Source organism: Photobacterium swingsii (genome assembly GCF_024346715.1).
GTDB classification, from domain to species: Bacteria; Pseudomonadota; Gammaproteobacteria; order Enterobacterales; family Vibrionaceae; genus Photobacterium; species Photobacterium swingsii.
On the sequence record NZ_AP024853.1, the window covers coordinates 685,542 to 698,078 of the forward strand.

Consider the following 12,537-nt stretch of genomic DNA (forward strand, 5'->3'; position numbering starts at 1 on the left):
ATTTCACATTTCTGTTTCTAAAACAGATTTTGCAACGTCAAGAAGTTGGGAAACTTCCTCTAACGAACTATTGTAAGAAAAAATATTTTTTAGATTTAACACTTCAAAATATTCACCTTGGTACTCAAATGCTGCCAGCGTTCTCGAACTGACAAATGTATCACTCTCTATACAATTAACCGATGGTAGTTCACGCTCAATGCAATAGCTTGGGATAAACTCACGGCCATACAACAAGACGTGTGCTTGCTTGTTGCCAATATCTAAAAAAGCTAGCGTCCAAACAGAATCAATCAATCTCCTTTTCGCTATGCGAAGATTTGGGAATTGACATACAGCGTCATGTAGATCCAATCGTGATTTATTTCGCTGAATCATTTGCTGTAGTTTTACTGATTCGTTAATTGAAGATGTTTGAATTCTTGCGACAAGTTCTTTAACTTTTTTTTCTAAAAGTTCTTTTTCTTTTTTCGATAGAAGCATTGTATTATCCTTGCCTTAAACGGCTGGCAGATAGTAGCCGCCAGCCGAATATGATTAAATGTGTAGATACAGAGGAGCAACACGGTAAGTGATTTCTTTATTTAATTTCGAGTTATATAGTTCAAGTTCACCATGATCATCAGAGGTAACAGTTAGGTCTTTATTTGTATCTGTTAATTTTACCTTACGCTTATTTAAATAGTGCTGTGCGCCTTCTGGCGTAGTGAAGACTTTTGAGTAACGGCTAATTTCTTCACTATTAATCTTAGCTGTTCGATTAACCTCCCAAGTAATCAATGTTCCCTTAATTGTCGCTAGCTCCTTATTGTTGGCTAATGACATTTTCCTAAATGTAATTTCTGTTTGAATCTCATCGATGATCGAGTCCAATTCTTCTCTTATACCTTCCAAAGACGAGACAAAAGCAAAGCCAGTTTCAAAGGCCGTTCTTATTATATTTTTAATAATCAAATTATCGCCTTTCTCCAACTCGTAAATCTTATGTTTTACTTCATCAAAGGTTGGCTCTTTTGATACGAAATTCTTAAGAACAAGGAATGTTTCCGTTAGTTCATTAAGCTGGCGAGCTTTCACTTCATTTTTGTTCATGGTCGTGTCCTTGAGAGAAACTGTCTTATGTTTGAATATTAAATATAAACCCCGTGTTTACGCTTGTAAACACGGGTAAACGATCAAATACAAGAGCAATGATTACAGAAATGAAAAAGCCGCCATTTTACTGGCGGCTTGGTGATAGCCACCGTGAGCTATCCTCATGTAATCCACGGCTTCGCCTTTAAACACAACATTATCCATCAGCAAGATCACTAAAAAGATGAGAAGTTGACAAAATGATTGAACTTTGGTTGACAATAAACTAGCATTAAGTTGTCAATTTATTCCTTTGAGATGTATCATGGCTATCACTGAGCGCACACAAAAAATTAGAAAACAAATAATTAGAGATGTACTGCACCACCCTAATGATATAGCTCAGCACATATCTGATATATTTAATATTTCTAGACAAGCAGTAAACAAGCACATAAAGGCTCTTGAAAAAGAAGGGCGCATTATTGCAACGGGGACAACTCGAAGCAAAGTCTATCAGTTAGGTCCAGTTAGAGATAACTCTCTAATTATGCGAATTACACCAATTTTATCTGAACACCAAGTGTATATGAGTAACTTTTCATGGGTTACTGAGGGAGTGCCCAAAAATGTATCAGACATCATTTTTTATGGGTTTACTGAAATATATAATAATGCAATAGATCACTCTGATGGAGAGTTCATCTATGCTGCTGTTCATCGAGATGAAAAAGTAGTTCGTATTGCTATTCATGATGACGGGGAAGGTATATTCCGAAGAATCAAGAGATTAAAGGATCTTCCTGATGAAAGACAATCCATAGTTGAACTGTCAAAAGGAAAGCTGACAACTGATCCTGACAATCATTCTGGTCAAGGTATTTTCTTCACATCAAGAATGTTTGACGAGTTCTATATTGACTCTCACGAGTTTTCATATGGTCATCGCTGTGACATCGACATGGATATCATGTTTGACGACCAAAAAAATAAGGAGGGAACTTGGGTGTTTATGGACATTGCAATCGACTCCGATAGAGTTGATAAAAACGTTTTTGCGGAATTCACTGATAATGATGATGATTGCTTTGCATTCAATAAAACGATCATTCCTGTGAGTTTGGCCAAGTTTGGGAACGAGAACCTAGTTTCTCGCTCTCAAGCTAAAAGGCTTCTAACACGCATTGAGAACTTTAAGAGTGTTATTTTTGACTTCAACGATGTTGAGTACGTTGGGCAAGCATTTACAGATGAAATATTCCGTGTTTACGCTCGACGCAATCCAGATATTCATGTTGACTACATAAAAGCTAACCCTGAAGTTGAAGCTTGGATCAAACGAGCTATCAACACTTAACTCTCACTCTGAAAATGGCCATCCTTCTTATTATAAGATAGATGGCCGTATCATTGAGAAAAACTGTCTTAAGTTTAAATATTTAACAGAACCATCATACTTACGATTGTAAATACAGTTAAGCGATAAAATACAAGAGCAATGATTACAGAAATGAAAAAGCCGCCATTTTACTGGCGGCTTATGAGATACCCCATAATTATTTTATCTTTTCTTTCTCATTAGTTTTATCATTGCTTGGTGATAACCACCGTGAACCATCCTCATGTATTCCACGGCTTCGCCTTCACCATCTACAATTCTACTTAATCGTTCACGCCGTTCTTTTAGATCGCTTACAGTTACTGACCTTCCAAAATTATAAAGCACTTCACCAGTTAAAAATGGCACTGATTCTTCTGAAATAAGAGAAATTCCGTTTCTTTCTTCCTTCCCTATTTTGCTAACCATCAGAAGTGACTCAAAAGACTCTGTTAAATCGCGATTACGTTTTACCTCTGTTTCAGCAACTAACGTTAGCTTTTTAAACATTTCATTGCGCCGTCTATTCCAATTTGCCAGCCACATATTGAAACCAAGAAGACACGCGACAACAATCTTAATTATTAAGTGTTGATTTTCAGTAATCCAGTTAAGCATGGTGTTTACCTCCTTTATCTACTCCTGCAATCTTTAATAGGTACTTAAAAGTCATTGCAATTGTTTCTTTTTGTGTAGTCCACGGTATTACCACATTGTATTGGTATTCACATTTCCCGCCGCAAATTTCACAATCTTCATCAAAATCATCTTCCGTACACTCAATACACTCTCTTGTAATGGCGACAGTTTGTTCACCAATTAAAAGAGGCTTTAAGGTGCTGTATAAATCACCTTGTTTACCTTCAATAAGATCCAATATTGTTACTGCTTGGCCGATTCTTTCATTATTCATTATTACCACCTTTTTACTTAAGATCTTTGTAGGTGCAGCTATATGTGAAAATTAAACCCATTTGCTGATTCAGTCCTTGAGTGGTAATAAACAATCGCACTTACATGACTTCGAGTCATTCCCATTTTTTCTGATATTTCCTTTGGCATAATACCTTCATCGTACAGCGACCTACAAAGCTCAACGTCATAATCTGAACCTTTAGCATGTGGATATAACTCACCTTTACGCCTTAAAGATATTTTCTCAACCCTTGATTTATTTATTCTTGCAACTCTATTTTTTATTGTTGATATGCTTGCTATGCGCCTTCCTATTGCTGTTACTATATCCGCAATTTCTTTTGTGCTTAATATTCCAGCATTGTTTATAATTACCGCATCTTCGTCTCGGTTAAACTTTGGGTTTGCCATATTGTTGCAAAAGCCGCAACTTTTTCTTGTCCCTTTACGAAGATAAACAGTATTACTTTCAATATGCTCTCGTCCGCAATCACATAAACACTTAACGCCACATCCTGCTTTCTGTTCTATAACTTTAAGCTTTCCAAACCTAATACCTAAAATATTTACGTAGTTCTTATGATGCCTCCCAAACTGATGGTGCTCCTTGCCTCTTTTAACGTCATATTTAAGTGTTCTTATTGCCATAAATCCTCACCTATATTTAAAGCGATACAATATTTTTCGGTTTAGTCACTTAAGATCCTTGTATGTACAGCTATATAGCGTGCAAACAGCTTTTTTTGAGTAGCCCGCATTCACAAGCTGTTTAGCAATACGCTTATGCTTTTCTGAGATAAGTTTTGACGCTGGACGCCGGGATGCGATTAAACGCTGCTTAAGAGCTTGGTCTGATTGAAAAGCCGTTATCATGGTTGGTCATTCCTTGTTTACGTTTGAGTATGAAATATATACCTGATGTATTTATTTGTAAACAAGGAGCATTGAGCGAATACAAAAAAACCGCACAAAGGCGGCTTTTTATGTTTTTACTATGTTCTCGTTGAGGTTAGTTTTTTATTAACATCATCCGTAATCGATACGAAATCAGAAGATAGCCGGGAACGAATAACACAAAGAAGTAATTGGCGATCATTCTTAAACCATGTGTAAAGCGTGTCTCGTGGTCGTCCGCATTCATCCACAAGATCATTAATAGTTAAACTAAACTGCTCAAGAAAGGCCGCTAAACCGTATTGCCCAACACTCATAATTGGCTCTCCAACTCATGTATTGCTTCGTTAATTTTCTTATATTGAAAACGTAAGTCAGGATTAACCTTTCTCTCAAGTAACCCTTTAAGTAAACCACTAAGATGTGTGGCCTTAAATGCTTGGTTGCAATCAATAGCCATACCAAGCTCGCGATATAAAAACATTATGTTGTTACGTTGGTGTAGTTCTAATTGAACCTTGGTATTTTTGTCGATATTTACGTAATCAAGCCTAATTTTTAGCATTTCCACTAGCGACAAAACTTGTCGCCTTTTGCCATCATCCTTTTCCATCGCCTTGACCCTCTTGGTAGAGTGATTCGTGAACAGAACTATTAAAAAATTCAGTGAACTCTTTGCGAAACTCACTTGGTACGTCAATTCCTGATTCCATGACGTAATCACACGCATCTGAAAATTTAGGCGAGTCAGGATAAGACAAAAAGAAGTGCGCAACCTCAAATGATGGAATACGCGCACGTTCTTGGCTTAGTCGGTGCATTACAAGCGACTTCCACGCAAGATGATTAGTCAATGCAAACGCGCAAAACTGCGGTTTAGTTTGAATTGCAGCCTCCACCAGCGCCGTTATAGTTCCGGTACGCTCGGATAACAATGATGCCAAATTCTTACGCATGGCAAGTTCATTGCAATTGATCCCTTTAGCGTCTAACTCTGATTGGTCGGTATAAGCAATAGTTACATAAGCTGTTGCAAAATCCGGTTCGTTAAAGCCTAGAATATCGCGCATAAGAATGTTGTTCGCTTGTAATGCGTCCATTGTTACGCCTCTACTTCTTCAAAATGCCCTGTTTCAATGCCTTCAACATCACCATCCTGGTTATTTTCATCAGGCTTTGGTTTGCTCATATCGATTAATTCATTGGCTTGTTCAAGCTCATGCTTCGTTTGCTGCAATTCTTCGCCAAGTTGTTTGTTTTCAAGTGCGAGTTGGTTACGAACGATGATCGTAACGTTAGCAGAAGCCAACGCTTCAATTAGGCAATCCATCACAATACATGCTGTGTGATCATCTTCAATACGACTAAGTGCCTTTGCCCCGGCGGTAGTGATTAGCTGTAGCGGCTGGCTTGGCTCTGACTCCTGTTCCAGAATTTCCGATTGAAGCGATTGGCTGCGAACCGCAATCCCTTCCGCTAATAACAGCTCTTTTGGTGTTAACTCTGGTAGATTCATATTTCGCTGATTCCTTGTTGTTCTCATAGATAATTACTGTTTGTAAGTGCCCTGTATTAGCGGCCATATTAATAATGAAGCCATACAATCCGAGGCGGTTAGCTTCTTCAAATACCTTCTGCTTATCATTGAGTTGTTTTGGTTCCTTCTTCATCTGCATGTTTTTCATGTTCAACCGAGCAGAGAGGGCAATCGCAATCGACACCCAAGCCTTGATTGAAATCACTAGCTTCCTTAATTATTGAGCTAACGATTTCTGGTATTAGCTTTTCGGTATTTTCAGCAATCAATGGCGTTAACAACGCCCCAATGTGGTTAAGTAGTGCGTCATTAGTAACAGGGAAGTAATTAACATCAGCACTAATCATAAGACTGTCACCACTTTTAACAGGCTTTGCCAATGTAAGCGTGATCTTAACGCCTTCGGATAGAACGAAGTCATCAATAGCGGATTTACATGCCAAGTCAGTGAAGTGGTTAAGATTTTCTTTACTATCAATCATATTTTTATCCTGCCATTTGTAAGAACCACAAAGGGCTAATTGCGAAGCCACTAATCATTAGAAATATAGCGATAATCAATGCTCGCCAAGCTGCTTGTGGTGTTAGTGTTAGTTTGTAGTGCTCAAAGATAGACAAAACTGAAATTACAAATAGAGCACAACCAAATCCAAGGACAACAAAGCCAAACAAAACAACAATCACTATTCACCTTTCTTTGTTTGGCTTTACTGCCATTATTTAATTTGAATTACGCCAGTAGTACATAGCAACAATTTCATTTGTTGGCTTAAGTTGATGGCGTCCGAACGGTATTTTATTTTCTTTAAGTAGTTCAACAACGCGATCTACTTGATGAGGAGGCACACCATGTTTACGCCAATGCTCTATCTGCTCAATGGCGCGATCAAGACGAATAGATACGTAGTCTGCGGCCTCATTTATAGTGCATGATTTATTAATAGATATAAGACGTAGAGCAGCATTAAAGCCAACCGCACCCACTTCTTGCTTCATTTCACGAGCAGTGCTTTTATTCGTGTCATCTGTCATCGGTCATTCCTTGCTTTAGCCTTTATGTATGCAATCGAGAACTAACGAACCCGCCCGCAAACAGTAGATTAACGAACGATGATTATATATTCAAACGAAAATACTGCAACTTTACGTTTCAATTCTACATGGTTGCTAGTTATGTGAGAGACATCAAAGGACTTGAACCGCAACCATTGCATTTAACCTCCTCTCACCTGTAGCTGACTAGAAACTAAAGATTGATACATCATTTCGCCTTGCCTCTTTAATTCATTGATTTGTGATTTCTTATATAAACCAAGTTCAAATACTGATGTGACCGCGAAAATATCCACAGGAACATTGATCTGTTCTTTAATGTATTGGTCAATAGCATTCGTTATGAATGGGTGCCACTTACGTTCTAAACCAATCTCTATAGTTCCATGTTTTTTTTCTCCATCAAAACCAGACCACACAAATGAAACGAGGTAAAAGTAATGTAATGGCTCTCTGTTAATTAATTCACTCATCTTGTTTTCCTTTTGTTCTAAGTACCCGCTAATTTTTCAGATCGGATAAAATAAATTGTCACATCTAACCAATGACACTTGCACCATGAGAATAGATACCTTCCTCTATGCATTGCGGGCACTGGCAGCTTGCAAAATCAACACGATCAATGTGACGGTGAACCTTCCATTCTGTGTACCACTCACCATGCGTAAGGCACCAGAATGTTGCAGTTGCATGGCCGTAGCCCTCAGCGTAAGTGATAACCTTGTGAGGCGGGTTTGCTAACTGGTGACGGGTTGGTTTGTAAACCGGGTAATCTTCTATGGCTCCATAAAGCTCTTTAGAGCTAAAGGACTCACCGATATTGTGCTTATATCGCTTACTCATTGGTTTTAACCCTCAAGTACCTGCGACAAGGTGCGTTGGTGTGCCTTTCTTTTACCGCTTCACCCCAATCACCTTCTATGCTTTTTGACTGGTAACGCTCAATTTCAAACTTGCATGTTTCGCATGTTACCCATTCGTGGCCGCATCCGTCGCAGTCATATAAAGCCTTACCGCCACAACTACAATTGATAAAAGCGCTCATAATTCGCCTTTTCCGCTTCCTTTGCGAACCTCTGACGAATCAATAAGATCAAGGCCATCAGCCGAAATGTGACAATAAGCAACACCGTGGCTAACCAGTGCGCTTTCTATATCTCTTTTGGTGTCAACGTATCGCTGAAATGAATCATCATTTTCACGTAACTCCAAATCACTAAACAGAGGATGTAAAATCTTGGTTTTTTCAAGTTCTCCCGCCATCGCTTTTACACAAGCACCGTCAAGAATACGGTTAGCCCAATCGTCATTCGTTTCATAAAGCGCTTCAACCTCACGCTTAGTTATTTTTAATTGGCGGTAGTACGGAAGCCAGTTTGATAGATCAGCTGAGACGAAAAAAGACTTGCCCAACTTACGAGCGTTTGTAATAACAACCCAAGGCTTATAGTCAGACAGTGCAAGTAACCCAAGATAATCAGCTTCTGGTTGTGGGCAAATATCAGCAAACCAATTATCAATGAATCGCTCTATCATTTCCTCTAGTTGGCTAGGTACGTCTTGAGGCCAAGGAGAGATTTTTATTTGTCCGATGGTGAATCGATTCAATTGACCATCTAAAACGACAGACGCATTAACATCTAATTTGAACCTACAATCGCTCTTATCGTCGCTAAACGTGAAGTTCTTATACGGAGTTTTGATTTTCATTGGTCTTATAGCCTTATGGAAGTTGTTATTTCTGTGCTGACTGAATCGACAGATATTTGTCATAGATATTTGATTCACCAAAGACACGCTTTAACTGATCGGCCACCAGCTTTACAGAGCCAACACTGGGATCTTTTGTTAAGAAATCACACGAACGTAATACTTCCTCATAGCGCTGTAGCTCTTTCCTATCTCCATGGTGCTTTAAATAATCCCGCACGTTCTTAACACCCAAAACATCGCGCCAAGCTTTCGGCACCGCTCCGGTAGCAACTAGGCAAACATTTCTCTCAAGAGCCGACTTGATTTTTACCGGGTTCGCTGTTTTACGTGCCGCTAACGTTTTGAAGATCGCATTAGACGTGTCGATACATGAAACTCGCGTGGGATTTCGCGTGGCGATACGATGTAACAGTTTTTCGCACAGCAAGAAGTAACGGCGAACCAAATCACCAACATCATTGTTTTCTTGCATACAAATCATCTTTGCTGCATCAGGCTTTGCGTGATATTCAATCCTATCCACTTGTCCATAAGCCGTTAGCTGTGTTTCCTTTAAAATATCAGCGTCGTAAGCTATTGATTTCATTCGGTCGGATATATCCGTTTCAATTAAATCAACGACTTGCAACCTCTCTGATTTTCGCTTAATCCAGTCGCTAAAATGATCTTTAACCTCTAACTGCTTGTGAAGTTCACGAAGATTAACGCTATGCGCCTCCTCTGAATCAACCTCATCAAATAGAACAGGTAACTTCTTTCTATACTTCATCACCAAGCCCGCTTCATGCTGGCTTATCTCAAAAATTTGTACCATTTGCTTTTTACTGACATTTTCTAATGTGTAAAACCTGCGCCCCTTGTCCACAATCAAAAACCCTCATTACGATTCAAATACAAATAAACGACAAGATTCATCGTTCGACAACCAAATTAGCAAAAAAATTACAACCGGCATTTTTCTCGTTCAAAGTATTCCAATACAACTTCGAGGCTATCCAACTCAAGCAAGCATCGAGATAGGTTAGTTACATGCATAACCCGTGACTCGTCATACATCCAGTTGTACGAATCAACAAAATTCTCGCCCAAAACCTCGTACCCATTTTTAATAGCAATATTGTTGATCTCTGCCGCTTTCTTTTTGCCCTCGTATAGACATTTGCTATATCCAAGCATGGCGTCAGCTAATTCTTGATCAAGCGCTGGAACTTCCGGTACGGCACACCACCCTAACCTTTGACGACGTTCGCCAATATTTAACAACCGCTGCTCAATGCTCATTATTATTAACCTTTCTCGTCCTGTAGCTTTCCCATTCAAAATTAATCCAAGCGCCGCCATACGCTTGCATACGATCTAACACCCTAGCACTTACAGATCTAGTGAATCCCTCAAAGTCCAAGTTAGTAATCATTCCTGTTGGTAATGCTTTATTGGCTCGGTCGTTGATGACCTGATCGATAAAAATCTTTTGAGCCGGGCTGTTTGACTGTAGCCCTACCTCATCAATAACTAATAAGTCCAATTTTGCTAAGTTCTCCATGAAGATGGTTTCTTTCATGGTTGGCGATTCACCAAAGCACCTAGATCTAAATTGTTGATGTAGTTCATTGAGCGTTATCATCTTCGCCATTCCGCCGTTATTAATAACAGATAGGCAGATTGCCGCTGATAAATGATTTTTACCTGTTCCACAAGTTCCGCTGAAAATAAAGCTAGGTTGATATGAGTCTTTACCGATTCTTTCTGCGTATGACTTGGCAAACGCCAAAGCATTAACTTGGTTGTTGTCGTAAATTTCGTAGTTATCAAATCTGCAATGCTGGTGGATAGGAGGTATGCTCGAACCACTTAGCGCATTTTTGATTGCGTGTTCCTTAAATTGTCGTGAAAAGTGCTCTAACTGCCTAGATTCAGCATCTTCCCTGAATCGCTTATGGTTTTCTATGGCTTTACTGACACTCACCTCTGACGTATCACCAGCGCGTTTTAGTATCTTAGTGAAAATGCTCATGCCCACCCCGTTGGTTTCCGATAGTTCGTTCCCATAGCATGAGGATCATGCGGCATTTGGTTTTGAATTAATTCATCCGTCCAGCGTTCATTTTTGATATACCGCTCAGGATGCAGCAGATCAAAACCTTGCTGCCTCGCTTGAATCCTATTGCGAATATCTTCCGCCAGCATGGTGGCAAATTGCTCATGGTCGAGATTGTTCTTAGTGACATGCTTTTTGAACTCCGCGAGTGCTTGCTTGCGGCCAAGCTTTCTCATCCCAGCAGTCCAGAATATTTTGAAAGATTTTTCTATCGCATCTTTTGAAACGTCAGTTTCAGACAAAGGCTTTAGATCTGGATCTATGGTTACTTGATCTATGGTTATAGGATCTGTCGGATTTAGATCCGACCCCCCCTCGGATTTAAATCCGACCCCCCTCGGATTTAAATCCGACCCTTGACTGGCATCGAATCTCCATTCTCGGCCTTTATCTGTAATCTTAACCAATGACTGAGAACGGGTGAAGTTGCGAGAAATTAACCCTTTTTTCTCAAGCTCAATTAGCCCACGATGGACCGTATCGGCTTTGTTAAAATACAACGGTAATTCTTGGACTACTTTGTTTTTACTTACCCACTTGTAAGCCTTCCCATGTGCGACAACATCTCTGCCCCACGATTCAAGATCATAGACAAATGACATAAGACTGGCTTGGTTGGCATTTAACCCCCATTCAATGGCTTTTGCTTGGTTAATCATTACGAGATATTGCATATGTGCCCCCCAAAGGAGATAGAGATACAAGCGGGCACGAATAAGGTGATGGGCATCAACTTATATAAATCAGAGAGTGTAATTATGAAGTGAGGTGCTACTAAGCTATTCACGAAAAGTGCCTCTTGCATAGTCAGCTATTGGCGGCTAGACTGACCCAGTTTGTTAGTAGCAATTAAGTATTTTCTCGCCAAAGAAATTAGATACTTAGCTGCCGTAAAAACCCACCTCCTCGGTGGGTTTTTTCGTTCTAGCCAAAAAAGACCCGAACAACGACAGCAATCATTGATCGGAAACATCAAGATTGTCAAATGATGAATTGCATCTAAAAGCAAACAAAGACTCAATTTTGTCGAGTTGAACAGTCACACGTTGTGTTTATAATCGATGTTTCTTATTCGCATACCATGCGCAACTAAACGTTTAACAACAACAGAGGTATAGCCAATGACGATGTCAATTCTCGCTCGTAATATTGAGACAAGAAAGCGTGATTTAGGGATCCCAACGAGCATTAAATTAGCGAAAGATAGTGGTGTTAGCCGCGCAGTTTTAACTAATATTAAAAACAATCCTGACAAAAGCATCATGCTAGATTCAGCAGTTAGGCTTGCTGAATCACTACAATGTAGGTTGGAATGGTTAGCGACAGGGAAAGGCTCACCAACAGCAGACGAATATATAATTGCCTCGAAAATTGAACACGGCGCACCTTTAGTGACGTTGAATGAATTAGTTAATGCTAACCTATCAGAGCTTACACAAACGCTCCTAGAAACCAATCGAGAACGTTTACCTTGCCCAATTGGTAATTCTCACAATCAGATAGTGATCAGAGTGTCTGAAAAACTAGGCAAATACTATGCGGGTGGTTATATGTGGTTTGATGTCACAAAGACACCTGTGAGCGGTCAAGTTGTCTTGGTTAAGACGGAATCTAATGTAGAGGTCATGGAGTTCCAATCAGCCCATGGCAGACAGTTTTTGAAATCACTAAATGATGAACTACCAATGGACTTAAGGCTTAGTGAAATAAATGATCAGACTCTCATCGCTACATTTTCCGCTTACGCAATTTTTTAACATATCCTCCAATCTTCCCCCAATTACTGCTATTTAACGGGCTTTTAAATAAGCCCGTTACATTTCGAAATCTAAATTTTCAAAAATATTTATTCCCAATCGCTTCCCTTCCTGTCCT

The 12,537-nt window shown here is 39.5% G+C and carries 19 protein-coding genes; 2 read left to right on the plus strand and 17 right to left on the minus strand.

What is annotated here, in order from left to right; genetic code table 11:
- Positions 1-3 precede the first annotated feature (3 nt).
- Entirely contained in the window at positions 4-483 is a 480-nt protein-coding gene (locus OCU77_RS20420) for a hypothetical protein (RefSeq protein ID WP_107302722.1), read from the minus strand.
- 54 nt (positions 484-537) lie between these two features.
- The gene (locus tag OCU77_RS20425; protein WP_048900896.1) at positions 538-1,092 is read right to left on the minus strand and encodes a hypothetical protein; all 555 of its coding nucleotides are present in this window, start codon (positions 1,090-1,092) and stop codon (positions 538-540) included.
- A gap of 307 nt (positions 1,093-1,399) precedes the next feature.
- On the opposite strand from OCU77_RS20425, the gene OCU77_RS20430 reads away from it, so the two are divergent.
- Entirely contained in the window at positions 1,400-2,431 is a 1,032-nt protein-coding gene (locus OCU77_RS20430) for an STAS-like domain-containing protein (RefSeq protein ID WP_048900897.1), read from the plus strand.
- A gap of 204 nt (positions 2,432-2,635) precedes the next feature.
- Here the strand turns inward: OCU77_RS20430 and OCU77_RS20435 are convergent, their stop codons facing one another.
- From OCU77_RS20435 to OCU77_RS20505, 15 genes are all read right to left on the minus strand, one after another.
- On the minus strand, positions 2,636-3,070 hold the full coding sequence (locus OCU77_RS20435) for a hypothetical protein (protein ID WP_048900898.1): 435 nt from the start codon (positions 3,068-3,070) through the stop codon (positions 2,636-2,638).
- Entirely contained in the window at positions 3,063-3,365 is a 303-nt protein-coding gene (locus OCU77_RS20440; RefSeq protein ID WP_048900899.1) for a hypothetical protein, read from the minus strand. Before OCU77_RS20440 ends, OCU77_RS20435 begins: the two co-directional genes overlap by 8 nt.
- Positions 3,366-3,403: 38 nt before the next feature.
- Entirely contained in the window at positions 3,404-4,015 is a 612-nt protein-coding gene (locus tag OCU77_RS20445) for a hypothetical protein (protein WP_053111904.1), read from the minus strand.
- A 559-nt stretch (positions 4,016-4,574) separates the two neighbouring features.
- Positions 4,575-4,874, minus strand: coding sequence for a hypothetical protein (locus OCU77_RS20450; protein WP_048900902.1), 300 nt, complete (start codon positions 4,872-4,874; stop codon positions 4,575-4,577).
- Positions 4,861-5,361, minus strand: coding sequence for a hypothetical protein (locus OCU77_RS20455; protein WP_048900903.1), 501 nt, complete (start codon positions 5,359-5,361; stop codon positions 4,861-4,863). The genes OCU77_RS20450 and OCU77_RS20455 overlap by 14 nt, the downstream gene beginning before the upstream one ends.
- 2 nt (positions 5,362-5,363) lie before the next feature.
- Entirely contained in the window at positions 5,364-5,777 is a 414-nt protein-coding gene (locus tag OCU77_RS20460) for a hypothetical protein (RefSeq protein ID WP_048900904.1), read from the minus strand.
- A 125-nt stretch (positions 5,778-5,902) separates the two neighbouring features.
- The gene (locus OCU77_RS20465) at positions 5,903-6,280 is read right to left on the minus strand and encodes a hypothetical protein (RefSeq protein ID WP_048900905.1); all 378 of its coding nucleotides are present in this window, start codon (positions 6,278-6,280) and stop codon (positions 5,903-5,905) included.
- Between the two features lie 238 nt (positions 6,281-6,518).
- A complete protein-coding gene (locus tag OCU77_RS20470) occupies positions 6,519-6,830 on the minus strand; it encodes a hypothetical protein (protein ID WP_048900907.1) in 312 nt (103 codons plus the stop codon).
- Between the two features lie 182 nt (positions 6,831-7,012).
- Positions 7,013-7,324, minus strand: coding sequence for a hypothetical protein (locus tag OCU77_RS20475; protein ID WP_048900908.1), 312 nt, complete (start codon positions 7,322-7,324; stop codon positions 7,013-7,015).
- Positions 7,325-7,388: 64 nt separating this feature from the next.
- Positions 7,389-7,694, minus strand: a complete 306-nt coding sequence (locus OCU77_RS20480) for a hypothetical protein (protein WP_048900909.1) — start codon at positions 7,692-7,694, stop codon at positions 7,389-7,391.
- 198 nt (positions 7,695-7,892) lie between these two features.
- A complete protein-coding gene (locus OCU77_RS20485; protein WP_048900911.1) occupies positions 7,893-8,561 on the minus strand; it encodes a hypothetical protein in 669 nt (222 codons plus the stop codon).
- 25 nt (positions 8,562-8,586) lie between these two features.
- Positions 8,587-9,429 (minus strand): antA/AntB antirepressor family protein, encoded by an 843-nt coding sequence (locus tag OCU77_RS20490; protein ID WP_144414942.1) that lies wholly within the window; start codon positions 9,427-9,429, stop codon positions 8,587-8,589.
- Between the two features lie 77 nt (positions 9,430-9,506).
- Positions 9,507-9,845 carry a hypothetical protein gene (locus OCU77_RS20495; protein WP_048900913.1) on the minus strand — a complete coding sequence of 113 codons (339 nt, stop codon included), beginning with the start codon at positions 9,843-9,845 and terminating at the stop codon, positions 9,507-9,509.
- Positions 9,835-10,578, minus strand: coding sequence for an ATP-binding protein (locus OCU77_RS20500; protein WP_048900914.1), 744 nt, complete (start codon positions 10,576-10,578; stop codon positions 9,835-9,837). The genes OCU77_RS20495 and OCU77_RS20500 overlap by 11 nt, the downstream gene beginning before the upstream one ends.
- Positions 10,575-11,336 carry a hypothetical protein gene (locus OCU77_RS20505; protein WP_107302723.1) on the minus strand — a complete coding sequence of 254 codons (762 nt, stop codon included), beginning with the start codon at positions 11,334-11,336 and terminating at the stop codon, positions 10,575-10,577. Before OCU77_RS20505 ends, OCU77_RS20500 begins: the two co-directional genes overlap by 4 nt.
- Before the next feature lie 447 nt (positions 11,337-11,783).
- Between OCU77_RS20505 and OCU77_RS20510 the strand changes: the two genes are divergently transcribed.
- Positions 11,784-12,419 carry a helix-turn-helix domain-containing protein gene (locus OCU77_RS20510; RefSeq protein ID WP_048900647.1) on the plus strand — a complete coding sequence of 212 codons (636 nt, stop codon included), beginning with the start codon at positions 11,784-11,786 and terminating at the stop codon, positions 12,417-12,419.
- The last annotated feature ends 118 nt before the right edge of the window (positions 12,420-12,537 follow it).